Annotated in this window: 26 protein-coding genes; 12 read left to right on the top strand and 14 right to left on the bottom strand. The window is 64.8% G+C overall.

The window, feature by feature from the left end; genetic code table 11:
* Window positions 1–41: 41 nt before the first annotated feature.
* The 4 genes from D2N39_RS11370 (at window position 42) to dtd (ending at window position 2,753) form a co-directional block, all read left to right on the top strand.
* Window positions 42–332 carry a hypothetical protein gene (locus D2N39_RS11370; RefSeq protein WP_119134892.1) on the top strand — a complete coding sequence of 97 codons (291 nt, stop codon included), beginning with the start codon at window positions 42–44 and terminating at the stop codon, window positions 330–332.
* A gap of 120 nt (window positions 333–452) precedes the next feature.
* On the top strand, window positions 453–1,187 hold the full coding sequence (locus D2N39_RS11365) for a helix-turn-helix domain-containing protein (protein WP_158589808.1): 735 nt from the start codon (window positions 453–455) through the stop codon (window positions 1,185–1,187).
* Window positions 1,188–1,392: 205 nt separating this feature from the next.
* A complete protein-coding gene (locus tag D2N39_RS11360) occupies window positions 1,393–2,316 on the top strand; it encodes a carbohydrate kinase family protein (RefSeq protein WP_119134890.1) in 924 nt (307 codons plus the stop codon).
* The gene (dtd, locus tag D2N39_RS11355) at window positions 2,313–2,753 is read left to right on the top strand and encodes a D-aminoacyl-tRNA deacylase (protein ID WP_119134889.1); all 441 of its coding nucleotides are present in this window, start codon (window positions 2,313–2,315) and stop codon (window positions 2,751–2,753) included. Before D2N39_RS11360 ends, dtd begins: the two co-directional genes overlap by 4 nt.
* Window positions 2,754–2,759: 6 nt before the next feature.
* Here dtd and D2N39_RS11350 read toward each other — a convergent pair whose 3' ends face one another.
* The 3 genes from D2N39_RS11350 to D2N39_RS11340 all read right to left on the bottom strand — a co-directional run bounded on the left by D2N39_RS11350 (window position 2,760) and on the right by D2N39_RS11340 (window position 7,182).
* Entirely contained in the window at window positions 2,760–4,646 is a 1,887-nt protein-coding gene (locus D2N39_RS11350) for an acyl-CoA synthetase (RefSeq protein ID WP_119134888.1), read from the bottom strand.
* A gap of 181 nt (window positions 4,647–4,827) precedes the next feature.
* Window positions 4,828–5,280 carry a peptidoglycan-binding protein LysM gene (gene lysM / locus D2N39_RS11345; RefSeq protein ID WP_119134887.1) on the bottom strand — a complete coding sequence of 151 codons (453 nt, stop codon included), beginning with the start codon at window positions 5,278–5,280 and terminating at the stop codon, window positions 4,828–4,830.
* A gap of 120 nt (window positions 5,281–5,400) precedes the next feature.
* Complete coding sequence (locus D2N39_RS11340) at window positions 5,401–7,182, bottom strand: ABC transporter transmembrane domain-containing protein (RefSeq protein ID WP_199725241.1); 1,782 nt, start codon at window positions 7,180–7,182, stop codon at window positions 5,401–5,403.
* Between the two features lie 127 nt (window positions 7,183–7,309).
* Here D2N39_RS11340 and D2N39_RS11335 point away from each other — a divergent pair, with 127 nt between their 5' ends.
* From D2N39_RS11335 to D2N39_RS11315, 5 genes are all read left to right on the top strand, one after another.
* A complete protein-coding gene (locus D2N39_RS11335; protein WP_119134886.1) occupies window positions 7,310–7,984 on the top strand; it encodes a haloacid dehalogenase type II in 675 nt (224 codons plus the stop codon).
* Window positions 7,981–8,805 carry an alpha/beta fold hydrolase gene (locus D2N39_RS11330; RefSeq protein ID WP_119134885.1) on the top strand — a complete coding sequence of 275 codons (825 nt, stop codon included), beginning with the start codon at window positions 7,981–7,983 and terminating at the stop codon, window positions 8,803–8,805. Before D2N39_RS11335 ends, D2N39_RS11330 begins: the two co-directional genes overlap by 4 nt.
* Window positions 8,802–9,779 (top strand): threonine ammonia-lyase, encoded by a 978-nt coding sequence (locus D2N39_RS11325; RefSeq protein WP_119134884.1) that lies wholly within the window; start codon window positions 8,802–8,804, stop codon window positions 9,777–9,779. Before D2N39_RS11330 ends, D2N39_RS11325 begins: the two co-directional genes overlap by 4 nt.
* Window positions 9,780–9,782: 3 nt before the next feature.
* Window positions 9,783–10,565, top strand: coding sequence for a 3-oxoadipate enol-lactonase (gene pcaD / locus D2N39_RS11320; protein WP_119134883.1), 783 nt, complete (start codon window positions 9,783–9,785; stop codon window positions 10,563–10,565).
* A gap of 315 nt (window positions 10,566–10,880) precedes the next feature.
* Complete coding sequence (locus D2N39_RS11315; RefSeq protein WP_119134882.1) at window positions 10,881–12,119, top strand: mandelate racemase/muconate lactonizing enzyme family protein; 1,239 nt, start codon at window positions 10,881–10,883, stop codon at window positions 12,117–12,119.
* 6 nt (window positions 12,120–12,125) lie between these two features.
* Here D2N39_RS11315 and D2N39_RS11310 read toward each other — a convergent pair whose 3' ends face one another.
* The 6 genes from D2N39_RS11310 to D2N39_RS11285 form a co-directional block, all read right to left on the bottom strand.
* Entirely contained in the window at window positions 12,126–13,124 is a 999-nt protein-coding gene (locus D2N39_RS11310) for a GGDEF domain-containing protein (protein WP_119134881.1), read from the bottom strand.
* The gene (locus tag D2N39_RS11305) at window positions 13,124–13,720 is read right to left on the bottom strand and encodes a heme NO-binding domain-containing protein (protein ID WP_119134880.1); all 597 of its coding nucleotides are present in this window, start codon (window positions 13,718–13,720) and stop codon (window positions 13,124–13,126) included. Before D2N39_RS11305 ends, D2N39_RS11310 begins: the two co-directional genes overlap by 1 nt.
* 53 nt (window positions 13,721–13,773) lie before the next feature.
* A complete protein-coding gene (locus D2N39_RS11300; protein WP_119134879.1) occupies window positions 13,774–15,510 on the bottom strand; it encodes a DUF4153 domain-containing protein in 1,737 nt (578 codons plus the stop codon).
* Between the two features lie 58 nt (window positions 15,511–15,568).
* Window positions 15,569–17,128: a trimethylamine methyltransferase family protein gene (locus D2N39_RS11295; protein ID WP_119134878.1), complete on the bottom strand. Its 1,560-nt coding sequence runs from the start codon at window positions 17,126–17,128 to the stop codon at window positions 15,569–15,571.
* Between the two features lie 97 nt (window positions 17,129–17,225).
* Window positions 17,226–17,933, bottom strand: coding sequence for an HAD family hydrolase (locus D2N39_RS11290; protein ID WP_119134998.1), 708 nt, complete (start codon window positions 17,931–17,933; stop codon window positions 17,226–17,228).
* Window positions 17,934–17,965: 32 nt separating this feature from the next.
* Window positions 17,966–18,244, bottom strand: coding sequence for a DUF3572 domain-containing protein (locus tag D2N39_RS11285; RefSeq protein ID WP_119134997.1), 279 nt, complete (start codon window positions 18,242–18,244; stop codon window positions 17,966–17,968).
* A gap of 132 nt (window positions 18,245–18,376) precedes the next feature.
* On the opposite strand from D2N39_RS11285, the gene D2N39_RS11280 reads away from it, so the two are divergent.
* Window positions 18,377–19,756, top strand: a complete 1,380-nt coding sequence (locus tag D2N39_RS11280; protein ID WP_119134996.1) for a diguanylate cyclase — start codon at window positions 18,377–18,379, stop codon at window positions 19,754–19,756.
* Window positions 19,757–19,776: 20 nt separating this feature from the next.
* Here D2N39_RS11280 and D2N39_RS11275 read toward each other — a convergent pair whose 3' ends face one another.
* The 4 genes from D2N39_RS11275 to D2N39_RS11260 form a co-directional block, all read right to left on the bottom strand.
* Window positions 19,777–20,298: a periplasmic heavy metal sensor gene (locus tag D2N39_RS11275; protein ID WP_119134877.1), complete on the bottom strand. Its 522-nt coding sequence runs from the start codon at window positions 20,296–20,298 to the stop codon at window positions 19,777–19,779.
* Between the two features lie 4 nt (window positions 20,299–20,302).
* Window positions 20,303–20,689, bottom strand: coding sequence for a dihydroorotate dehydrogenase (locus tag D2N39_RS11270; protein ID WP_147373470.1), 387 nt, complete (start codon window positions 20,687–20,689; stop codon window positions 20,303–20,305).
* Window positions 20,686–21,291: an RNA polymerase sigma factor gene (locus D2N39_RS11265; protein WP_119134875.1), complete on the bottom strand. Its 606-nt coding sequence runs from the start codon at window positions 21,289–21,291 to the stop codon at window positions 20,686–20,688. Before D2N39_RS11265 ends, D2N39_RS11270 begins: the two co-directional genes overlap by 4 nt.
* 63 nt (window positions 21,292–21,354) lie before the next feature.
* Window positions 21,355–22,005 (bottom strand): EF-hand domain-containing protein, encoded by a 651-nt coding sequence (locus D2N39_RS11260; RefSeq protein ID WP_119134874.1) that lies wholly within the window; start codon window positions 22,003–22,005, stop codon window positions 21,355–21,357.
* Window positions 22,006–22,238: 233 nt separating this feature from the next.
* Between D2N39_RS11260 and D2N39_RS11255 the strand changes: the two genes are divergently transcribed.
* On the top strand, window positions 22,239–22,628 hold the full coding sequence (locus D2N39_RS11255; RefSeq protein WP_119134873.1) for a DUF983 domain-containing protein: 390 nt from the start codon (window positions 22,239–22,241) through the stop codon (window positions 22,626–22,628).
* Window positions 22,606–23,292 (top strand): NUDIX hydrolase, encoded by a 687-nt coding sequence (locus D2N39_RS11250; RefSeq protein ID WP_119134872.1) that lies wholly within the window; start codon window positions 22,606–22,608, stop codon window positions 23,290–23,292. Before D2N39_RS11255 ends, D2N39_RS11250 begins: the two co-directional genes overlap by 23 nt.
* Here D2N39_RS11250 and D2N39_RS11245 read toward each other — a convergent pair.
* Window positions 23,289–24,188: a fatty acid desaturase gene (locus D2N39_RS11245; protein ID WP_119134871.1), complete on the bottom strand. Its 900-nt coding sequence runs from the start codon at window positions 24,186–24,188 to the stop codon at window positions 23,289–23,291. The genes D2N39_RS11250 and D2N39_RS11245 overlap by 4 nt on opposite strands.
* Window positions 24,189–24,192 lie beyond the last annotated feature (4 nt).

Here is a 24,192-nt window from a genome sequence, read left to right as displayed (position 1 = left end):
AGCTTAACGTCATTGCTTTTGACCTTGGGAGGACGCTGCTCATGGCTTGGATTCGGGACGGTAGTGTCCGCAGTATTGACCAAAGCGAGTCCAAGAACCCCAAATTTGACGCTGCTGATTCCGAACTGCCATGGTCGGTATCTGGCCTGAACTGGCTGGAAGATGACGCTGTGAACACCTTCATTTATAGCGGATCAACCGGATCGAAATTCATCGTTGCGTTCGGCAGAGAGGTGCCCGAAGGTGTTGCTACGTTGAAGCCGCCGCATCTCATGCGGTTCAGTGATGTGTCTAAGTGGTTGAAATGGCTTGGCGAGGCAACGCACGCTTGAGATAGTCAAGCCCAAAAGTGGCGCTATCCACAGATAGTTGAATGACACCCTTGTAATTCACACATTCAATAGTAAGTTGAAATGTGGCCTTACCGGCTTGGAAATTGCATAGGTATCTCGATGAAAACGACTGCCACAACCCGCGATGCCCCGAACACCAAGCGGGGCGTCATTCGTGATGCCGCCTTTGCGCACCGCCTTGAAGAAGCGTGCCAAGCCAACCCTCATTGCCCGACCGACTTGCCACGCGGCAAGCAGAAGTGGGTGTATGACACGCTTGCGGAGCGGCACGGGATTTCCGTGTCGGCCGAAGCCGCTCGGAAGTGGTTCTCTGGCGAGACGCGCCCCAATCCCCGAACGATGCGGGCCTTGGCCGACATTCTGGGCATTGACGAAGGCTGGCTGTCGCTCGGCCTCAAGCCCGACATTCCGACTGCTGAAAAGGGTGGCCGCTTCCGCGCCGCGAACGGGGCTGTGAACCTCGTGAGCGGCATGATCCAAGTCGCTGGTGGGCATGTCGCCACGAACACCGAACCCGCGTCCGAGTTCGAGTTTACCGCAATCGTGAACGGCCACCTTCTCACCCTCGAAGTGCGGCTTGCCCACGACCTCGGCGGTGGAAAGTTCCGGTTCACGCCCAACAACCGGCCAGAGGCGTCTATGGTCATCGGTGTGATCCCCGGCGCGGATATGACACAAGCCGACCTCTTGAAGCTGGGTCACGACCAGATCAAGAACTGCGGCGACTATCGCGGTGACTTCTACGAACTGATCGTGACCCGCGACGCCCAAGGGGAATACAGCACGATCCTTGAGCCGGTTGCGAAAATCCGACGCCTTGACGACCTCACCTGAAGCCCAATGCGGCACGGCGTATATTTGGCGTATAAATCCATGGGAACACATCTAGAGAATTGAAATTATGTCGTTCCTTGTTTACTGCCTGCCTCCCCCGCCCGTTCCGGGCTCCCCCTCCGGGAGTATTTTGCAAGGAACAAGGGCAATGTTTGCGCTAACATTGTTTTTTCGGATATAAGCGCCGAAACTTCGGGAGGTTGCGATGATTCTGAGCTGTGGCGAGGCGCTGATCGACATGTTGCCGCGCGAAAGCACGGCGGGCGAACCCTGTTTCGCACCTTATGCCGGGGGGGCGGTATTCAATACCGCCATCGCGCTGGGCCGGCTGGGCGCACCTTCGGCCTTCTTTTCAGGCGTCTCGACCGACATGCTGGGCGAGATTCTGGCCGAGACGCTGGAAGCCTCGAAAGTGGATACGCGATTTCTGGCGCGTTCTGAACGGCCGACGACGGTGGCTTTCGTCAAGCTGGTGAACGGTCAGGCGACCTATGCCTTTTACGATGAGGGCACGGCGGGGCGGATGCTTTCGGTTGATCAACTGCCCGAATTGCCGGCCGATGTGGGCGCGCTGTTCTTCGGCGGTATCAGTCTGGTGAACAATCCCGCCGCCAGCACCTACGAGGCGTTGCAGGCGCGTGAGGCTCCCGCACGGGTGACGATGATCGACCCCAATATCCGGCCCGGTTTCATTGCCGGGAAAGAAGCGGACTATCGCGCGCGGATCGAGCGGATGATCGCGCGGGCCGATATCGTGAAACTGTCGGACGAGGATCTGCACTGGCTGCTGGGTCCGGGTGAGGTTTCGGCGCTGGCGCGGGGGATTGTCGCGCAGGGCCCGAAGCTGGTGTTCATCACCGAGGGCGCGGCGGGTGCACGGGCGGTCACGGCAACGCAGGATCGCTTCGTCGCGGCGACCAAGGTGACTGTGGCTGATACGGTAGGCGCAGGCGATACGTTCAACGCGGGCGTTCTGGCGGCGCTGGACGAAGCAGGTGTGCTGACGAAGCAGGCTTTGACCACCCTGCCCGATACGGTGCTGGACGCGGCGCTGAGCCTTGGCACGCGCGCGGCGGCCGTGACCGTGTCGCGCGCGGGCGCCAATCCGCCCTGGCGGTCCGAGCTTTGAGGGCCATCGTCCAGAGAGTTTCGCGCGCCCGCGTCACGGTGGATGGCGCGGTGACAGGCGAGATCGGGACGGGGCTGATGATCCTCGTCTGCGCCATGCAGGGCGATACCGAAGCCGAGGCCGACAAGCTGGCGGCAAAGATCGCCAAGCTGCGCATCTTTCGCGATGACAAGGACAAGATGAACCTGTCGGTGCGCGACATCGGCGGTGCCTGCCTGATCGTCAGCCAGTTCACGCTGGCGGCCGATCTGCGCGGCAACCGTCCCGGATTTTCGACCGCCGCGCCCCCGTCCGAAGGACAGCGGCTGTATGACTATTTCACCGCGCGGATGCAGGCGGAGGGGCTACCCACCGCCAATGGCATCTTCGGCGCCGATATGGATGTGGAGCTGGTCAATCAGGGGCCGGTGACGATCTGGATCGACACCGACAGCTAACCTGGTTCAGCCCAGCCAGTCCCAGGCGGTTGCGAAATTGCCCAGCACATGCGCCACGCGATCTGCCTCGGCCTTCGGCGCGAGTTTTGCGGTGAGGCCACGCTTTTTGTCCTCGACCACCTCGACCACGCGCGCTTCCAGACCTTCGGCGGCGAGCGCGGCATCCAGAACCCGGCGGATTGCCATGCGGCGCAGGTCGGGTTTGAACACCTTGCCCACGGCAGTCTTGGGCAGTTCGGTGAGGATTTCGACGTGTTTCGGCACAGCGGCGCGTTCGGGGATATGCTCCTTGGCAAAGGCCGCAAGCTCCGCCTCGGTCACGGTCGCGCCCTTCACCAGTTCGACATAGGCACAGGGCAACTCGCCCGCATGGGCATCGGGCTGGCCTATGGCGCCGACGAAGGCCACCGCCTCGTGCCGCATCAGGGTTTCCTCGATCAGCGCCGGGTCTATGTTGTGACCGCCCCGGATGATCAGATCCTTCGCCCGCCCGGTGATGAACAGATAGCCTTCGGCGTCCAGCCGCCCCAGATCGCCGGTGCGCAGATAACGGCCCTCGGCGAAGAGCGAGCGGTTCTTGTCCACCTCGGTATAGGTAGACCCCTCGAAGACACCGGGGTTTGCCACGCAGATCTCGCCCACCTCATCGACACCGCATTCGCGGAAGCCGCCATTACCATCGGTGTGCAGGATGCGGACATGGGTATAGGGGAACGGAATGCCGACAGAGCCGGTCTTCTTCGCCCCCGAGGGCGGGTTGCAAGATACAAGGCAGGTGCACTCCGTCAGGCCGTAACCTTCGATGATCTGCACGCCGGTCGCCTTTTCGAAGCGGTTGAACAACTCGATCGGCAGGGGCGCCGAACCGGAGAAGGCGCCGCGCAGCGTGCTGACATCGGCATCAAGCGGGCGCTGCATCAGCGCGGCCAGCGCGGTGGGCACGGTGATCAGGTATGTCACCTTCCAGCGCGCAAGCAGCTTCCACAGGTTGTCAAACACGCCCTCGCCGCGATAACCGGCCGGCGTCGGAAAGATCACATGCGCGCCCGAGGCGATCATGGACATCAGGATCGGATAGACCGCGAAGACATGGAACAGCGGAAGCGGGCACATCACCGTATCGGTTTCGCGGAACAGCAGCCGGTGCCCCAGCCAGCCGTTATAGACCATGCCGGAGACTTTGTGCTGCGCCACCTTCGGCATGCCGGTGGTGCCGCCGGTGTGGAAATAGGCGGCCACACGATCCTCGCGCGTATCGGCAAAGGTCAGCCGGTCAGCCGGATGTTTGCGTATCTCGGCATGGAAACTTTTGACATTGGCATGATGCCCGACCGGCGATTTGGGGCGCAGGAAATGCGCAATCCATTTCTTCGGCGGCTTCAGGTAGCGCAGCAGATCAATTTCCAGCACCGTCTTGACCGAAGGCGCGTATTTCACCGCCTCGGCCACCTTGGCTGACAGGTCGGTCTTGGGGAAGGCGCGCAGGGTGACGACGACCTTGGCATTGGTCTCGCGCAGGATCGCGCTGATCTGTTCGGGTTCCAGCAGCGGATTGATCGGGTTCACGATTCCCGCAACCATGCCGCCCAGCAGCACCTGCACGGTTTCCGAGCTGTTGGGGAGCACGAAGGCCACCACATCCTTTTCGCCGACACCCAGACTGCTAAACAGGTTGGCGGCCTGCGTGACCTTGCCGAAAAGTTCAGCCCAAGTCAGGGTTTCCGAAGGATCGGCAGGACCGGAAGTCAGCATGTAGGTTACAGCGGGGCGGGCTCCGTGAGCCTTGGCCGCGCGGCCGATGAAGTCGTGAATGCTACGGGCCATGTCACGTTCGGCCCAGCCCATTTCGGCCTCGATCGCCTTGATGTCGGCGACATTGGCAAAGCTTCCCATCCGTCAATTCCTCCCCTGCCGCCGGTTCCGCGCGTGATGCGACGACCGGGCGGTCTCCTGCGACCCAGAATGCGGATTTCCGGGCCATGCCGCAAGCAAAGGCGGCATCTGGCAACGCTACGTCCTGCCCGGCCCGACGCAGCGTCAGAAGCGGGCGGCGCAGCGGCCGCCCGCGCCACGATCACTTCTGCGGAATGCGCAGCATCTGACCCGGATAGATCTTGTCCGGGTGGCTCAGCATCGGTTTGTTCGCCTCGAAGATTTCCATATATCGGTTGGCATTGCCAAGTGTCGCCTTGGCGACGGCCGAAAGGGTATCCCCTTTCTTGACGGTGTGGAACACAGGGGCGGGGGCATCGGGGTGATCCTCGGCCTCGACCTCGGCCACACCATCGACATTGCCCACGGCGAGGATGATCTTTTCCTGCGCTTCCGGGGTTGAGGCCTTGCCGGTCAGCTTGACCTTGTCGCCCTCGACCTTGATCTGCACATCCTTGGCATCAAGGCCCAGCTTCGCAACCTCTTTCTTCAGCGCCTCTTCCTTGGCGGCGGCAGCTTCCGGTGCCTCGGCGGCCTCGGCTTCCGAGCCGAACAGAGACGCGCCGGCATCCTTCACGAAGGACCAAAGACCCATGACATTCTCCCATCATCACCGGCCGCGGCAACATGCCCGGCCCTTACAGGCAAAGAATGCCCCGCATTGCTGTGCGGTTCCAGTGAACATTCTGCGGCAAAATTCCCCCTGCCGGCGGGATCAGGCCGCGCCGTCAGTGAATTGCAGCCGCGCGAGGCGCGCGTAAAGCCCGCCCTCGGCCACCAGTTCCTCGTGGCTGCCCTGCGAGACAATCTGGCCACTTTCAAAGACAACGATCCGGTCGGCACGTTTCACGGTGGCCAGACGGTGCGCCACCACCAGCGTGGTGCGCCCCTCGGCCAGTCGGTCCACCGCCGCCTGCACCGCGCGTTCGCTTTCCGCATCCAGTGCCGAGGTCGCCTCGTCCAGCAGCAGCACCGGCGCATCGCGCAGGATGGCGCGGGCGATGGCCACCCGCTGCTTCTGTCCGCCCGACAGCATGACGCCCCGTTCACCGAGGAAAGTGTCATAGCCTTCGGGAAGCGCGGTCAGAAAATCATGCGCAGCGGCGGCGCGGGCGGCGGCCTCCACCTCGGCATCGCTCGCCTCGGGGCGGCCGAAGCGGATATTGTCGCGTGCGGAGGTCGCGAAGATCACCGGGTCTTGCGGCACCAGCGCCATGGCCTGACGGAAGTCGCCGCGCGCCATGTCGCGCAGGTCGATCCCGTCCAGCGTCACCCGGCCTTCCTGCGGATCGTAGAACCGTTGCAGAAGTTGCAGGATCGTGGTCTTGCCCGCCCCCGAAGGACCGACCAGCGCCACCGTCTCGCCCGCGCGGACAAGCAGGTCCACGCCGTTCAAGGCCGAGGTTTCGGGCCGGGTGGGATAATGGAAGCGCACGCCTTCAAAGGCGATTTCACCCTTCACCGGGCGCGGCAACGCCTTGGGCGCGGGCGGGTCTTGCACCGTATCTTCAGCATGCAACAGTTCGACCAGACGCTCGGTCGCACCGGCCGCGCGCTGCAACTCGCCCCAGATTTCCGAAAGCGCGCCCACGGCCCCCGCCACCATCACCGCATAGATGACAAACTGCACCAGCTCGCCCGCCGTCATCGCACCTTCGCGCACGTCGCGCGCACCGATCCACAGCACACCGACGATCCCGGCAAAGACGAGGAAGATCACGATGACCGTCATCACCGCCCGCGTGCCGATCCGCGCCTGTGCCGAGGCATAGGATTTCTCGGTCACATCGGCGAATGCGGCGCGGGTGCGACCCTCATGCGTATAGGCCTGCACAGTCTGAACTGCCTGCAAGGCCTCGGAGGCCGATCCCGACGAAGCGGCGATCCAGTCCTGATTGTCGCGGCTGAGCTTGCGCAGCTTGCGCCCCATCACCACGATCGGCACCACCACCACCGGCACCACCAGCAGAACAAGGCCGGTCAGCTTCGGCGAGGTCCAGAACAGGAAGCCAAGGCCCCCCAGCAGCAGCAGCACATTGCGCAGCGCGACCGAAACGGAAGACCCGATCACAGACAGGATCAGCGTCGTATCGGTGGTCAGCCGCGACAGCACCTCGCCGGTCAGGATGCGTTCAAAGAAGGCGGGCGACAGGCCCGAGACGCGGTTGAACAGCGCGCGGCGGATGTCCGCCACCACCCGCTCACCCAACCGGGTGACAAGATAGTAGCGCGCCCCGGTGCCCAGCGCGAGCGTGGCGGCGATCAGCAGAGCCGCCCCGAAATACTGGTCCAGCAACCCGGCGGCGGAGTTGAAATTATCGACCACCCGGCGCACCGCCAGTGGCAGGATCAGGCTGACCGTGGCGGTCAGCGTCAGCGCCGCCAGCGCGCCGATCACCATCAGGCGATACGGCGCAAGAAAAGGTTTCAGCCCGGAAAGCGCGCCCACACGTTTCGATGTGGCGCGGTCGGGAAGGGGTTGGGTGCCACGGGCCATCGCGCTTCTCCTGTCTCGCGCCGACGGGTTTAGGGGCTGGACCGGCGCGGGGCAAGCGCGACGATCCGCCGCTGCCCCCCTTTCGCCCGGGCCGTCCCTGTGCCAGTTTGCGCCCCGGAGGTGCGCAATGCAGGTTTCAGTGGTGGTTTTCGATGCCTATGGCACGCTGTTTGACGTCGCGGGTGCCGCGCGGGTGGCAGCCGCCAGCGACAGCCGACTGGCAGGCCTCTGGCCCCGACTGGCCGATGACTGGCGCCGCAAACAGCTTGAATATACATGGCTGCGCAGCCTGATGCGCGACCATGCCGATTTCGCCACCGTCACCGCCGAGGCACTGGATTGGGCGATGGAAGCGGCGGGACTGGAGGACGTGGCCCTGCGCACCCGCTTGCTGGCGCTTTACGACGAACTGCCCGCCTACCCGGAGGTGCCCGCGATGCTGGCCGCCGTGCAGGCGCGCGGCCTGCCACGGGCGATCCTGTCGAACGGAACGCCCGCCATGCTGGCCTCTGCCACCCGTGCGGCGGGCGTTGCCTCCATGCTCGACGCCGTGCTGTCGGTCGAGGATCTGGGCATCTACAAGCCCGACCCGGCGGTCTATGCGCTGGTGACCGCGCGTTTCGATGTGGCCCCGGCTGATGTTCTGTTCGTGTCCTCGAACGGCTGGGACGTGGCGGGGGCCAGTGCTTTCGGCTTCCGCACGCTCTGGGTCAACCGCATGGGCGCGCCGGTTGACCGCCTGCCGGGACGGCCAGACCATATTGCCCGAGACCTTTCTTCACTGACGGACCTTCTGCCATGACCGAATTCTTCGCTGCTGCCGATGGCGCCCGCCTTGCCTACAAGGACGAAGGCGCGGGGCTGCCTGTGCTGTGCCTGCCCGGCCTGACCCGCACAATGGGCGATTTCGATTACATGATCCCGCATATGCCACCCGTCCGGCTGATCCGCATGGATTACCGGGGGCGCGGCGCCAGCGAATGGACCGGCGCCGATACCTACACCGTGCCCCAAGAGGCGCAGGATGCGCTGCGCCTGCTGGATCATCTGAAAATCGACAAAGCCGCCGTTCTGGGCACCTCGCGCGGCGGGCTGATCGCCATGTTCCTCGCTGCCACCGCGAAGGACCGGTTGCTGGGCGCCGCGCTGAACGACATCGGCCCGGTGATCGAACGTCCGGGGCTGGAGCGGATTTTCGACTACATCGGCCACAACCCCCGCGCCAAAAGCCACGAAGCACTGGCCGAGGCCCTGCCCCGCAACATGCCGGGCTTTGCCAATGTGCCCGCAACCCGCTGGCTGGAGGAAGCGCGGCTGCATTACAAGCCCACTGAACGCGGGCTTGGCATCACCTATGATCCGGCGCTGCGCGATGCTTTCCTTGCCGCCTTCAAGGGCGATCTGCCGGAAGCCTGGCCGCTGTTCGACGCGCTGGCGGACCTGCCGGTCGCGTTGATCCGGGGGGCCAATTCCGATCTGCTGTCCGAAGCGACCGCGACCGAGATGCGCCGACGCCGCCCCGACATGATCTTTGCCGATGTGCCGGACCGCGCCCATATCCCCTTCCTTGACGAAACCGAATCCGTCGATGCTCTGCATCGCTGGATCAGGAGCATGGCATGACCGACATCGCCCATATCGAAGCCGCGGCCGCCCGTCTGGCGGGCCACGCGCTGCGCACGCCGCTGCTGGGGTCTGCCTTCCTGAACGACATTGCCGGGCGCCGGGTCTGGGTGAAGGCCGAATGCCTGCAACATACCGGTTCTTTCAAGTTTCGCGGCGGCTGGTCGGCGGTATCGGCCCTGACACCGAACCAGCGCGAAAAGGGCGTCATCGCCTATTCCTCGGGCAATCATGCGCAGGGCGTGGCACTGGCTGCGCAACGCCACGGCGCGCCTTGTGTCATTGTGATGCCCGGCGACGCGCCCCGGCTGAAGATCGCCAATACCCGCGATCTTGGTGCCGAGGTTGTGCTTTATGACCGCGAGCGTGAAAATCGTGATGCCATCGGCGCCCGTATCGCCGCCGAGCGCAGCCTGACGCTGATCAAACCCTATGACGAGGTCGAGGTCATCGCCGGGCAAGGCACCTGTGGGCTTGAGATCGCGGAACAGGCGACCGAACACCGCATCCGGCAGGCGGATGTCATCATTCCCTGCGGCGGTGGCGGGCTGACAGCCGGCGTCGGGCTTGCGCTGGAAAGCCGCGCGCCCGGCCTGCGCCCTCGCCCGGCAGAACCTGAAGGCTTTGACGACACCGCCCGCAGCCTTGCCAGTGGCGAGGTCTGCCGCAACGCCCGGCTGGCAGGCTCGCTTTGCGATGCCATCGTCACCCCCGCCCCCGGCGCGCTGACCTTCCCGATCAACCGCCGCCTCTGCGGCCCCGGCTTTGCCGTGACGGATGACGAGGCGTTGCAGGCCGTCGCACTGGCCTTCACGCGTCTGAAGATCGTGCTGGAACCCGGCGGTGCCGTGGCGCTTGCCGCCGCGCTGTTCCGCCCCGACCAGATCGAGGGCGACGATGTGATCGTCATCGCCTCGGGCGGGAATATCGACGCTGGCCTTTTCGCTTCGGCGCTGTCGCGCTTCGGGGGCTGAGCCATGCCGCTGGCCTTTCTGCCCGACCTGCGCCTGAACTACCGCGATGAAGGTTCTGGTGCGCCTGTTGTCTTTTCCCACGCGCTTGGCCTTGACCTGACGATGTGGGACGCGGTGCTGCCGCTGTTGCCCCCTGGCCTCCGGCTGATCCGCTATGACCATCGCGGCCATGGCGGGTCGGACGTGCCCGCACCACCCTACACAATGGGCGCGCTGGTGCGCGATGCGGAACGCCTGCTGGATCATCTGGGGGTGAAGGATTGCGTTTTCGTCGGCTTGTCGATGGGCGGGCTTGTGGCGCAGGGGCTGGCCGTCAAGCGGCTGGATCTGGTGCGCGGCATGGTCCTGTCGAATACCGCCGCGCGCATCGGTATCGAAAGCCAGTGGCAGGCCCGTGCGCAATCCGTAGCCGATACCGGGATGGAAGCCGTGGCCGATGCCACGATGGAGCGCTGGTTCAGCCGCCGTTTCCGCGCAGAGGATCGTCATCTGCCATGGCGCGAACGGGTGATGGCCTGTCAGCCTGATGGCTATGTCGGCGCCTGCGCCGCGATTGGCGGGACAGATTTCTATACCCCGACCGCCAGCCTGACCCTGCCAACGCTGGTCCTTTCCGGCAGCGAGGACGGATCGACCCCGCCTGATCTGGTGCGCGAAACCGCCGAACTGATCGCCGGAGCCGAGTTTCGCCTGCTGCGCGGTTCAGGCCATCTGCCGCCAGTCGATGCTCCCGAAGCATTTGCCGAGGCGCTTTCCGGCTTCTTGCGCCGCATAGGTCATGTGTAAATCGAACAATCCGGCAATTATGGTCCGTGCGAAAGAAGACGGCTGATATATTGAAATAACATAAGCATTCCTGATCCGTGCGATCTTTCGCTTGTGACAACCTTGTCCTTTCACGACATCCAGATCGGTTTGCAGGCACAAATCTCCACCGCGACGCAGGCGCCGCATTTGCGACGGAAATTGTCGCACACAGGCCACCCTTGTCGCGCAATCACTGGCCTCAAGTCCATTGCGGGCTTAGCCTTTCTCCTGAACACAGCGGGAGCGGGCGACGGAAATCGACTGGCCCCGCCTCAGCGACAGGGGAGACAGCACATGAAGCTGAAGGATCTGGAACTCTTCATCGTCGCTCCGCCCGCACCGGGCTGGGGCGGGCGATACTGGATTTTCCCGAAGCTGACGACCGATGACGGCATCACGGGGTATGGCGAATGCTATGCCTCGACCGTCGGCCCGAAGGCCATGCAGGCGGTGATCGAAGATGTGTTCGAACGCCACATGCAGGGCGAAAACCCGGAAAACATCGAGCTGATGTTCCGCCGCGCCTATTCCTCGGGCTTCACCCAACGGCCCGATCCCACGGTAATGGGCGCCTTTTCAGGGCTGGAGATCGCTTGCTGGGACATCCTTGGCAAGGCGCGCAACCGCCCCGTCTGGGCACTTCTGGGGGGGCGGATCAATGAACGCATCCGTTCCTATACCTATCTTTACCCCGAACCCGGCCGGGAAAGCGCCGAATTCTGGGTCTCGCCCGAGATGGCGGCCGAAGCGGCCGTGCGTTTCATGGATCTTGGCTTTACAGCGGTGAAGTTCGACCCGGCTGGTCCCTATACCATTCGCGGCGGGCACGAACCCGCCATGTCCGACATCACCCGTTCCGTCGTCTTCTGTCGCGCCATCCGCGCGGCGGTGGGCGACCGGGTAGACCTGCTGTTCGGCACCCATGGCCAGTTCAGCACCCCCGGCGCGATCCGTCTGGGGCGCGAGCTCGAACCATACAACCCGCTGTGGTATGAAGAGCCGATCCCGCCCGACAATCTGCTGGAATTCGCCGAAGTGGCGAAATCGGTGCGTGTGCCGCTGGCGACGGGCGAGCGGATGACCACCAAGGCCGAATTCGGCACCCTGCTGCGGGCAGGCGGTGTCAAAATCCTGCAACCCGCGCTGGGACGGGTCGGTGGCATCTGGGAAGCGAAGAAGATCGCCGCCATGGCCGAGGTGTTCAATGCCCAGATGGCGCCTCATCTTTATGCAGGGCCGGTGGAATGGGCGGCGAATGTGCATCTGGCGGCTTCGATCCCCAATCTGCTGATTGCCGAAACCATTGAAACGGGTGGGGCCTTCCACCAGAAACTGATCCGGAATTCGATCCGCTGGGAAGACGGCTATATCCTGCCGCCCGAGGCGCCGGGCCTTGGTATTGATTTTGACGAAGCGGTGGCGCGCGCGCATCCCTATACCGGAACGCAACTGCACCTTCAGATGCAGGAAGCCCCCTGCGACTACAGCCGTCCGAACCATTTCGAAGGGGGGGCGCCGTCCACCCCGATCTGAGGCGCGTCATGGCCCGACATCCAGTGTTGCGCTGTCGGGCCGGTGCATCCGTGCGCACCCCCGGCCCGCGTGTTTCGCGGCATAAAGCGCAAGATCGGAATCCTGCATGACTGTCGCAGCCTCCGGCGGGTGATAAAAGCCCGACATTGTTATGCCGACCGAGGCAGCCACCCGGCAGATCTGCCCCTCGTATGCGATCGGGTCAGAAATGCGGGAAATGATCCGGTGAGCGATATCCACCAGTCGCGTCGGATCGGTAGCTCCGGGCAGGAGGAGCATGAATTCGTCTCCGCCGATCCGCGCCAACGTGTCACCGCTCCGGGTTTCCGTTGTCAGGACGCGCGCGACCATGCGCAGCACATGATCGCCCGCCGCATGGCCAAGGCTGTCGTTTACCTGTTTGAAGAAATCCAGATCAAGGTGCATCAATCCAAACGTTTGACCCGCATCAATCGTGCGCTGCAAGGCAAGCTCGAACGCGCGGCGATTACGCAGGCCGGTCAGCGCATCGGTTGCCGCCTGCTCCTCCGCCACGGTCTTCGCCCCCTGCAGGCGCAGGGTCAAACCCCGCAATTCATCCGTGACGGCAGATTTGGCCTCGACCACATAAAGCAGTTCCATGGCCAGTTCGGTTGGCGCGAAATCGGCGCTGGTCAGGGCATGGCGGCGCACGGCATCCATGATGTCGATCCCGAAGGACAGGTTGACCAGCAGTCCCTGCCCCACGGCCAGCGGCACGGCTATGGCACGAAACGGCGTCATCGGGACCGCCCGCGCAGAAAGGACAAGTCGCTGCCCGGTGACGCGCTGCAACCCTGCGATGTCAAGGATACCGGACGGGCGCCTGATCTCGAACACGTCAAAGAAACTGGCGCCCCCGCAGGTCTGGCTCAGAAGTTTGGCTGCCGTCGGGCCAAAACCGCGCAAGCGTCCGTCTGCCGCGACATACAGATGCAGCGGCAACAGAAGACCAAGGGCCGATGCGTCGAAACTAGCGGGACGCATTACGCCCCTCCCGGCATGACGCGCGCCAGATCGAACTGCCGACCGGCGCTGAACCCGGTTTTCGCAAGCGTTATCTCGATCCTTTCGCAGTCGCCCGCACACCCGCCATGATCGACAAGGCACAGCGCGCCGTAGTCATCCGCCATCGCCCGCAACAGGCCGACCACCACATGCCCCGCCCCCCGGATCGGCGAGCGGCAGGTCAGGGTGAATTCGGTGGCGGAATGATCCTGCAGTTCCAGCACGGGCAGATCAATGTCGGGTACCGCCAGCCGGGCGCGACCGGGCAATTCTTCCAATGATTGCAGAAAATCGACGAAAGTGACCCCGCCGAAGCGCAAGAGCCGCCGCAGCGCCTGCACATTGGGATGCGACACCAGATAAATGCCCAGATCCTCCAGCACGCTATCGCGCGGCCGGGCCAGAAGCCGTGCAGCGGCGTCGATCACCCGGTCGGTCAGATCGGGGTCATAAACGAGCATCGGCTCAAACCCTTCAAGCCCCGGCTCCGCCTCCTGCGCGACGGTCGCCCAGACCGGCGCGCCATAGGTATCGCGCAGAAAGCACTGGATCGCCCTGTTGATCAGACCGTGCATCGGAAACCCCCTCGGATTCCCGCAAGGCTAGGGCACGGGCCTTAACAAAGCCCTTAGGGCAGCAGCGGCAGCACGGCATCCCCAAGACGCAGGGCGTTCAGCGGCACCGGCACGATCTCGGGCTGGGTTTCGGCAAAGCGGCGCAGCAATGCCACGGCCTCGGCCCCTTCCGGCAGGCGACCTTCCAGCGGGCTGACATACCGCCGCTCGGACAAGCCATCGCGCCAGCCAAAACCAGTCACATCCAGCGCGCCGCCATCGCGCAACAGCAAGACAAGCGCCTCGTCCCCCGGTGCATGTGGCCAGAAATCGCCCACAATCATCAGGCATCCCGGCGCACCGCCGCCCGGCAATTCATGCAGACAGGTCTGCCGCCAGTCCGCCAGTTCGGGCGCCGCCAGATCCGCCAGAACGCGATCACGCAGCGCCGCGGCCGTCGCAGGCCGGACCGGCATGAGGGTCGCAATCTCCTTGCGCAGCGCCGCCGCATCCTCGGGCGATGCCGGGGCTGCCAGTGGCTTGCGCACAAACAGCTCGGCCAGCGCCTCCTGCCCCGGCTCGGTCGCGCGCTGGCGCAATGCCTCAACCGCGTCGCGGCCGGACCGTCCCCAGCCTTGCATCGCCTCCAGATCGAAACGGGCCACGGCAACGCGGCCTGTGTCCAGCCGGGCAAGCTGGCTTTGGACGGCGATACGCTCGGGGTTGAGGATCGGGGTCAGAAGCGCCGCCGCCACCGCGATCAGCACAAGTGCCATCACGATATTGGCCTGCCGCAACCGGGCCATCCAGTTGCCCGGACGCAGGGCGGCCAGAGCATAAAGCAGACCGTAGCCCAACCCGAAGCCCGCGATCACAGCAGCCAGCACCCGTTCGGGGGTCCAGCCATATTGCCCGACACGCAGCCAGATCGCCCATGCCCCCAGCACGGCAGGCGCGAGGATCAGCACAGCCATCGCCCGCGCGGCCAGCCGCACCGGCGCGGCGCGCGCGGCCTCGTCGTCCGACTGATCGACGGCCGAGGTCACCAGCGTTGCCCCGGTAGCCGCAATGGTCAGCAGCGTCGCCGCCGCCGAAAGCGAGCCGAACAGCCCGTCCAGCCCCTGCACCGGCAGCACCACAAGGAACAGCAGAACCACCAGCAGCAATACCGGCAGCAGCAACCGCAACAACCGCAGGATCAGGTAAGGTGACATCACGTCCGACATCTCGTCGATAACGGCGATGCCAAGGCCCAGCGCGATACCCGTGATGATCGGGCTGAACAGCGGTGCGCTGATCAGATCGCCCAGCAGGCCGATACCCACGGTCTTCAGCAGTGCATCCGACAGGAACAGCACAGCCCAGACGATGCCGACGAACAGCCAGGCCGCCGCGTAGCGGATCACGATGGTCCAGGCTTCGGTAAACAGCAGGCGATAGTCGCGCCAGTGGCTTTGCTGCGCTGCCACCAGAAAGGGTTGCGGCAGGAAGGTCAGCGCAAGCGCGGAAAGGATCACGGTGGGCGTGCCAAACATCTGGTCCAGCGAGACGAAGCGCAGGCTGACCCATGCAAGGCCAAGACCGACACTCAGCGCCAGCGGCAACGCGGTCAGCAGCGCGCGGCGCAAGGACAGCGGTCCGGCCATGCCCAGAACGGCAACGAAGAATACGAGCGTAAAGCCGGTCAGCGCCAGTGCCGCGCGTTCGGGCAGCAGCTGATAATCATGGATCTGGCCCAGCACAAAGAAGGCCAGCCCTGCCACCCCCCCGGTCGCCGCCATGGCGATGCGTTGCGAAATCTGCCGGTCCATGCCTGCCTCCTGCCGTTCCGGCGCAGGTTATCCCGCCCCGGGGGCAAGGGAAAGGCGGTCAGAAATCAGTGGGCGCCCCGCCTTCCTGCTTGCGCTGCGCCACGAAGCGGGTCAGCGCCTCCAGACGGTCGCCCTCAATGGGGGGCGGGGTGAAATCGGCGAGGATCTGTTTATACATCCGGTGCGCACGTTCCGCCGTCCAGACCGCACCATCCTGATGCCACGCCTCGTAATTGCGCCAGTCGGCAAGGAAGGGAGAATAGAAGGCGGTCTGATAACGGTCCTGAGTATGCTGGCAGCCAAAGTAATGCCCGCCAGCGCCCACTTCGCGGATCGCGTCAAAGGCCAGATCGTCGTCGCCGGTGGCAAAGGTCTGCGGCTCGCAGTAGCGCTGAATCATTTGCAGCACCTCGCAATCCATCACGAATTTCTCGGGGCTGGCGATCAGCCCGCCCTCCAGCCAACCGGCCGCATGATAGACCATGTTGGACCCGGCCTGCACGGCAGCCCAAAGCGAATTGCAGGTTTCCCACATGCTCTGGCCATCCGGCACATTGGCCGCACAGACGCCGGAAGACCGCTGCGGCACGCCGTAGAAGCGCACAAGCTGCCCGGTCATCTGTGTCGCCCGCATGTATTCCGGCGTGCCAAAGGCCGGGGCGCCGGATTTCATATCGACGTTCGACGTGAAGGTGCCGATAGCCACCGGGCAGCCGGGGCTGATGTATTGCAGCAGCGCAATGGCAGACAGCGCCTCGGCCAGCGACAGCGCCACCGCGCCTGACATGGTGACCGGCGCCATGGCGCCCGCCAGCGTGAAGGGCGTCACCACCACCGGTTGCCGCCGCCGCGCCAGCCGCATCGCACCATCCAGCATCGGATAATCGTGTTTCAGGGGCGAGACCGAATTGATGTTGGTATACATCCGCGGCTTGGCCTCGAACTCATCATGGCTGAGCCCGCCGGCAAGGCGCACCATCTCCATCACATCCTCGACCCGCTCGGCGCCAAGGCTGTAGGCGTGGCACACCTTGTCGGTGAGCGTCAGCTTTTCGAACAGGCAGTCCAGATGCCGCACCGAAGGGTGAATGTCGATCGGCTCCACCGGGTAGCCGCCGGCGATATGGATGCAGTTGAAGTACTGCGTCAGCTTCATGAATTCCTTGAACGTCTCGAAATCGCCGGATCGCTTGCCGCGTTCCAGATCCCAGGCATTCGGCGGGGACGAGACATTGACGAACACCATGTGTCGCCCGCCAAGGATGATCTCGCGTTCCGGGTTCCGCGGCGTGATGGTGAATTGCGACGGCGCCTTGCGCACCATCTCCATCACGAAATCCTCGTCCATCTTCACATTGGTGCCCGAAACCTTGCACCCCGCCTGTTTCAGGATCTCGCAGGCTTCGGGGTTCAGCATCTCGATGCCGATTTCCTTCAGGATGCGCATGGCGGTGCTATGCACACGCTGCACACCTTCGGCGTCCAGCGGCTCTACCGGGGCGTCAGGCAGCACCGGGATACGCCAGGGCATCTGGTCGATCACGGCGGTACCGGCACGCGCCTGATTGCCCGCCCGGCCACCGGCGCGGCTGCGTTTGCGGCCCTGATCGTCGCTCATGCCCGTTCTCCATGCTGAGATTCCGCTTCGTGCCAGAATGGCCGAAAGCGAAGCCCCAGGCGGACAACGCACGCGACAGGTTTGTGTCGTTTTTTGGCTACCGCCCCGGCGTCTCCACCGGAAGGCTGTCCAGCCAGCCCGGAAGCGCACCGATATGATCCAGCACCAGATCGGCATGCGGTGCAAGTTCGTCATGCAGGGCGATGCCCGTCAGAACGGCGATGCAAGTCATGCCCGCCGCCCGCCCGGCCTCCATGTCATGCCGACTGTCGCCCACCATGGCGATGCGCGCCGGATGCAGCCCCAGATGTTGCGCAAAGGCCAGCAGCTGCCCCGGAGCAGGTTTGCCACCATAGCCGGAATCATATCCGGCCACGAAATCGAACAGGTCCAGCACACCGTGATTGCGCAGATGTGTCCGTGCCGGGGTTTCGGTGTCATTGGTCGCCAGCCCGATCTTCAACCCGCGCGCCTTCAGCGAAGTGAACAGCGGCACCAGCGGCACCGCCTCGACCGTCGGGGCCTCCGCTGCCAGAAGGTTCATCCGGTCCACAAGGCTGCCTGCGGCCTCGGGCGCCAGATGCGGCAGCATCGCTTCGGCGATTTCGGGCGCAGTGGCCGCAATGACCGGGCTGTCTGGCGCGAAATCCATCCGGGCCGCATCAAAACCGATGGCCTGCGCCAAGACCGCGCGGCGGTCGGCATCGGGCTCCAGTTCGGCCAGAAGCCGCGCCGCCCAAGCCCCCCAGCTTTGCCGGAAATCGAACAGCGTGCCGTCCTTGTCAAAGATGAGCGCGTCGATCATGTAATCGCCTTCTCCCTGCGCAACCAGCGCCATCAAGTCCAGTGGGGCAGATCGCCGCCCGGCAAGGCCGCCCGCGCCTGCATGGGGGCCTCATATGGCAGCCCAGCCGACTCGCAGAAAGCCACGACCATCGCATCTTCGGCCAGCAGAAAATCCATGACCGCCGCCAGAAATTCGGGGTCGGCAACCCTCGCGGGCAGATCTGCCGGGGCGCTGCCTGTCGCGGCCAGAAAACCCGGCAACAACTCTTCCTGCGACACCAGCCAGCCCAGCGCGCGGATGGCCAGAGTTTCGGCGGCCTCGCGCGCGATCACCGGAAAAACTCCATTTCAAGATGCGACATTTCGTGCTTTGCCCCAAAAGAGTGAACATCTGGCAATGATTTCTTAACCATCTCGCGGAACACTGTCGATCAGGGAACGATGACGGCGGCGGAGAAGGCAATGGTCGGCAAAATTCTCATCGCGGATGACGTGGCCACCAATCGCATCGTCTTCAAGGTGAAGCTGGCGGCGGCCTGCTACCAGCCTCTGCTGGCCGGTGATGGGCAAAGCTGCCTCGCCCTAGCCCGCGAGGCGAAACCCGATGCAATCCTTCTGGATGCCGATCTGGGCGACATGACCGGCCTTGCGGTGCTGGAAGGTTTGCGCAGGGATCCGGCCACGGTGGATATTCCGGTGCTGATGCTGGCGGCGGCAGCCGATTCCGGGCTGCGCATGGCTGCGCTGCGGGCGGGGGCAGAAGATTGCCTGACCAAGCCGCTGGACGATCAGGTTCTGATGGCACGGTTGCGCAATCTTCTGCGCCTGCGCGAAACGGCAGAGGAACTGGGCCACCGTGAACAGGCCCTGCAGGTGCTGGGTCTGGCCGAGGCCCCCGCAGGTTTTGACCGGCAGGGACTTGTCATCATTGTCACCGAACGCCCCGAACAGGCCCTGCGCCTGCGCAGGCAACTTGCAGGCCGGTCGGGGGCCGAGGTGCGGTGCATGGGCCGAGACGAGGTGCTGAATGCCACGGCAGAGGGGTTGGCCGCCGATGCGTTTGTGCTGGACACCGACATCGGCGGCGCGGGGGGCGGTTTGCGCCTAATGTCCGACCTGCGGACACGCCGCAGCGCGCGGCATAGCGCCATGGTTCTGATCGGTGAAAGGATGCGCCCTGCCGAAATGGCCATCGCCTACGACATGGGCGCAAATGCCGCCCTGCCCTTCGACCTTCCGGGCGAAGAACTCGCCTTCAGGCTGCAATCCCTGCTGCGGCGCAAGCGCAACGGCGACCGGCTGCGCGATTCGGTGCAGGATGGCCTGCGCCTCGCGGTCACCGATCCTCTGACCGGGCTTTACAATCGCCGCTATGCCCAGCCCCGCCTTGCCGCCATTGCCGAGCGCGCCCATAGCGGCGGCACCGCATTTGCGGTCATGGTCATCGACCTCGACCGCTTCAAGACCGTAAATGACCAATGGGGCCATGCCGCGGGCGATACCGTTCTCGTCGAGGTGGCGAAGCGGTTGTCCGCCAACCTGCGCCCATCCGATCTTGTGGCCCGTATCGGCGGCGAAGAATTTCTGGTAGCCCTGCCCGAGACCGGAACCGCAGAAGCCTGCCAGACCGCCGAGCGGTTGCGCCACGCGATCGAGAAACCGCCGATCATTCTGTCAGGGGGGCAGGCGTTGCAGGTCACCATTTCCATCGGACTGGCGGTGCAACTCGCGGCGTCAGACACCATTCCCGCCGCCGATCTGGTGGGCCTTGCGGATCGGGCACTGCTTTGTGCCAAATCGCGCGGCCGCAATCAGGTGATCCAAAGCTGCAATGCCGCGTGATCCAGCCGGGGCTGGCGGGATCAGTGGTTGTCGTCTTGCCCGCCCTTGCGCTCGTCGCGCGGCGGGCGCAACCGCGTGATCCGTTGTTCCAGCCGGTCGGCAAAGGCATGGCGTTCTGCATCGGTCATGGCGGCAAGCCGGTCGCGCATCAGATCCTGACCAAGCTTCAGATGATCTGCCAGACGCGCCTGCTGGGTATCAAAGGCCTGCGACAGGCGGACGGGATCAAAAGGCTCGGCCCGCAATGCCGACAGCATTTCGGACATGTCAGCCCGCATCTGCACACGGGCGGCACGAAAATCCGGCCTGCGTTCGCGGAATGATTTGCGCAACGCATTGCGGTCCGCATCGCTCAGCGCATCGGTGAACGGGCCAAATCCAAGGTCGCGCACCTCTGCGCGCCGATCATGCGGGTCTTTCAGCAGAGCCCCGCCCACGATGCCCGCAACCATCAGGTTGACCGCCAGGGACGCGAAGAAGGCAAGTTTCCAGCGCCGTGTGCGGCGGGTTTCGGACGGTGCCGCGTCAGGGGTCGTCGTCATCGGCTCAGCCCTCCGCCAGCCAGGTATCAAGGTCGGGGATCAGTTCGACCACATCCACCGACACGGGTTCAAGCGCCTGCGACACACCCGCGACCGGCGCGGGCTGCACGAAGCCGATCCAGACCCCCGCCAGTGTCGCGGCCAACAGCCCGGCCGCCGCCCGGCCATTGCCGGGTGACAGCAGCGCCACCAGCGCCGTGCGCCAGCCCTTGCGCGCCGGTGCAGAAGGCATGACCTGCGCAGCGCGCGCATCCTGTTCCACATAGGCATCCGCCAGAACCCGCGCCATCAGGCCAGAGGCATCGGGCGGCGTCGCGGCTCGCGCCGCGTCAAACAGGCTGTCCAGCCCTTCGGCCATCATATCCGCATCTTCCCGAAGCCTGACACTCATGTCCCGGTCTCCTCATCCTCATAGCCCAGCGCGGTCCGCTGGCCTGACAATGCTGCCGCGAGGGTGCGTTTGCCCCGCGCGGTCAGACTTTCCACCGCCTCGACCCCGATGCCCATGATTGCGGCAATCTCGGGGTTCGCAAGCCCTTCCAGATGGCGCAGCACCACCGCCTGACGCTGCCGCTCGGGCAGGGATGCCAAGGCCAGATCCAGCGCGGCCATCCGGTCGCGCTGCATCATTGCCGCAGCCGCGCCGGGGGCATCATCCGCTACTTCCGGCACGGTATCCGGCAGATCCACCGGCCTGCGCGCCCGCGCCCGCAAGCGATCTGTCACCAGATTGGTGACCACCCGATAGAGCCATGTGCCCACCTTCGCCTCGTCCGGCCGCCAGTCAGGGGCGATGCGCCAGAGCCGCAGCATCGCCTCCTGCGTCACATCCTCGGCTTCGGCCCGATCTCCCAGAAGGCGGGTGGCATAGCCAAGGACGCGCGGGGTGAACCGCAGGGTCAGCGCCCGCGCAGCCGCCCGGTCGCCTGCCGCATACCGGGCAAGCAGATCCGCATCGGGCAGGTCTGAGGTGGCATCAAGAGGCATCGGCATCCTGAACGGGTGTTATCCGCGAAACGGAGACGCGGCAATTGCCGCGTCCCCAATGCTCACTCGTTAATTGCCAGCGCCTTCCTCGGGCGGCGGCATCATCGGCTTGCCACCTTGCCCCATGCCGCCCTGGCCCTTCTGTCCATGGCCCCCCTTGCCATGCCCATCCTTGCCGTGACCGCCCTTGCCGTGGTCACGATGGCTGCGGCCCTGCCCGTGATCGCCCATCCGGGCCATCATGCGGTCACGCGCCGCCTCGGCCTCGGCCTTGCTCACTGCGCCATCACCATCGGTATCGACGCGGGCGAGCATCTGCGGCCCCGGCCCCGGCATCGCCAGCACCTCGGCCGCCGTCAGCACGCCGTCGCCGTCCGCATCCATACGCTGCATCATCTGGCCGACCTGCGCGCGGATGCGGTCTTCCGCTCCGCGCATCCGCATGGCCACCAGCTCGTCAGTGCTGATCTTGCCATCCTTGTCGGCATCCAGCTCCGCAATGCGGGCGGCGCGGGCGGCGGCGAATTCCTCGGGGGTGATCTTGCCGTCCTTGTCGGTATCGACCTTGTCGAAGTCGAACATCGGCCCATCCTGCATCATCATGCCCATCGGCCCCATGCCACCATGATCGCGCATACGGTCGGCCATCGCGGCAGAGCCAAGCCCCCCGGCGAGGATCGCGGCAAGGGTAGCGGTATAAACAAGGGTGCGTTTCTGCATCTTCAATCTCCTGTCTGTCGGGTGGGCCGCCTCTGCATGGCGCCACCGTCATGCCAGTCAAACGACTAGGCGCGGGGTTTCCGTCGCCTCAACCGCTCACTTTCCGTCACAGAGGCGTGAGCCGCGTTAAATGCGACTTTCCGGCGCATGTTTGGAGCGGGCCTTGCCCCCGCCCCCTGCACCCGCCTATGCTGCGCCGATCCCAGACCCAGATCATGACCCGAGGTTGACCGATGACCACTTTGGCGCAGACCGAAGACGACCGCCCGCTGTGGCCCGCACTCGTGCGCGGCTGGCGTCGGCGCTGCCCAAATTGCGGGGCGGGGCCGGTGCTGCGCGGCTATCTGACGGTGCGTGAAAGCTGCCCCGTCTGCCACGAGGCGCTGCATCACCAGCGCGCCGATGACGGGCCAGCCTATATCACCATTCTGATCGTCGGGCATATCATGGGGCCGGCGCTGCTATGGGCCTTTGTGCAATGGCGGCCCGATCCGCTGATCCTTGTGTCGATCTTCTCGGTCCTTGCGGTTGCGATGACGCTCTGGCTGTTACCTCGCGTCAAGGGCGCCTTCGTTGCGCTGCAATGGTCGCGGCGCATGCATGGATTCGGCGCAAGTGACTGACCGGGCCGCCGATGTTCCGGTTCGTCCGGCTGCGACCATTGTTCTGACGCGCGCGGGCACCAATGGCCCCGAGGTGCTGATGGGCCAGCGTGGGGCAGGCGCCGCCTTCATGCCGTCGAAATACGTCTTTCCGGGCGGCGCGGTGGACCGCACCGATGCCGCCGTGCCGCTGGCAGCCGCGCTGGCCGAGCCCTGCCGGGCAAGGCTTGATGGCACCGGCATCACGCCCGAAACGCTGGCCGCAGCCGCTATCCGCGAGTTGTTTGAAGAAACCGGGCTTGCCCTTGGCCGCCCCGGCATCTGGACTGACGCCCCCCCGGACTGGGAGGCATTCGCGGCACGCGGGCTTTGCCCCGATGCCTCGGGGCTTCGCTTCATCTTTCGGGCCGTAACCCCGCCCGGCCGCCCCCGCCGCTTTGACGCGCGCTTCTTCCTTGCCGATGCAGACGCCGTTCAGGGCGACGTCGAGGATTTCTCGGCCGCCTGTGACGAGCTTTCGCATCTGCACTGGATCTCGCTGACCGAGGTGCGGCGGCTGGACCTGCCTTTTATCACCGAGGTCGTCCTGTCCGAAGTCGCCCTTCTGATGCGCGGCGGGCAGCAACCTGGTGTGCCGTTCTTCGACAATTCAGGCACCCGGCCCACCTTCCGGCGGATCACCTAACGCCGGAACGGCCAAAGCGGATGGGGCACCGGGTCTTTCGCTGTCAGGAGGTAACGGCGGAATACCTCGGCGTAGCTGCGGTAGACATAGCCGTCGTTTCGGCGCTGATAGTGATCGCGGTGCGCGCGATAAAGCGCAGGCAGATCATACCACGGCACATTCGGGTGCATGTGATGCACCACATGCAGGTTGTTGTTCAGAAACAGCAGCGCCAGCGGGCCGCGATCTTCGATGATCACCGTGCGCGCGCGGGCAGCCTCATGCGCCCGATGTTCCAGAAAGGTGCGGATCTTCAGCAGGGCGTGGCCGATATAGGCCGCCACCAGATAGGCCCAGCCCGTCATCGGGGCAGCCCAGATCCACCAGATCACCGGCACCAGCCCCGCCAGATGCAGCAGCCAGTCGCGGATCACCACCCGGTCGCCACGCAACGCGAGCCCGGCCTCGGCGCGCAGCCACAGCAGATTGCCGATCAGCGGCCCCAGCAGCACCCGCCCAGCGAGGGTGTTGTTCACCTCCAGCAGCCAGCGCGCCGGGCGGGACAGTCGCGCCCAGACCGCCGGGTCGAAATAGTTCGATTCAGGGTCATCATAGGGGTCAGTCAGGATCGGGTCGTGGTGATGCGCCAGATGGGTGTCGCGGAAGCGGCCATAGGGCACGGTCAGGTTCAGCGCCGGGAAGGCCAGCGCCTCGTTGGCCAGCCGTGAACGGAAGGGATGTCCATGCAGCATCTCATGTTGCAGCGAAGAAAACTGAGCGACGGCAAGTCCGGTCAGCACCACACCCAGCACGGGCGACAGATCATAGGCCCAGGTCGTGCCCAGCGCCCAAAGCACATAGGTCGCCGCCAGCAGCGACAGGGTCATCCATTCAACGGTGCGGGGGGTGTGGCGCATGGCG

Origin of the sequence: Gemmobacter lutimaris (genome assembly GCF_003570715.1) — a bacterium.
Classification (GTDB): Bacteria; Pseudomonadota; Alphaproteobacteria; order Rhodobacterales; family Rhodobacteraceae; genus Gemmobacter; species Gemmobacter lutimaris.
Note: the sequence above shows the minus strand (reverse complement) of the source record. Positions and strands in the feature narration are given on the sequence as shown.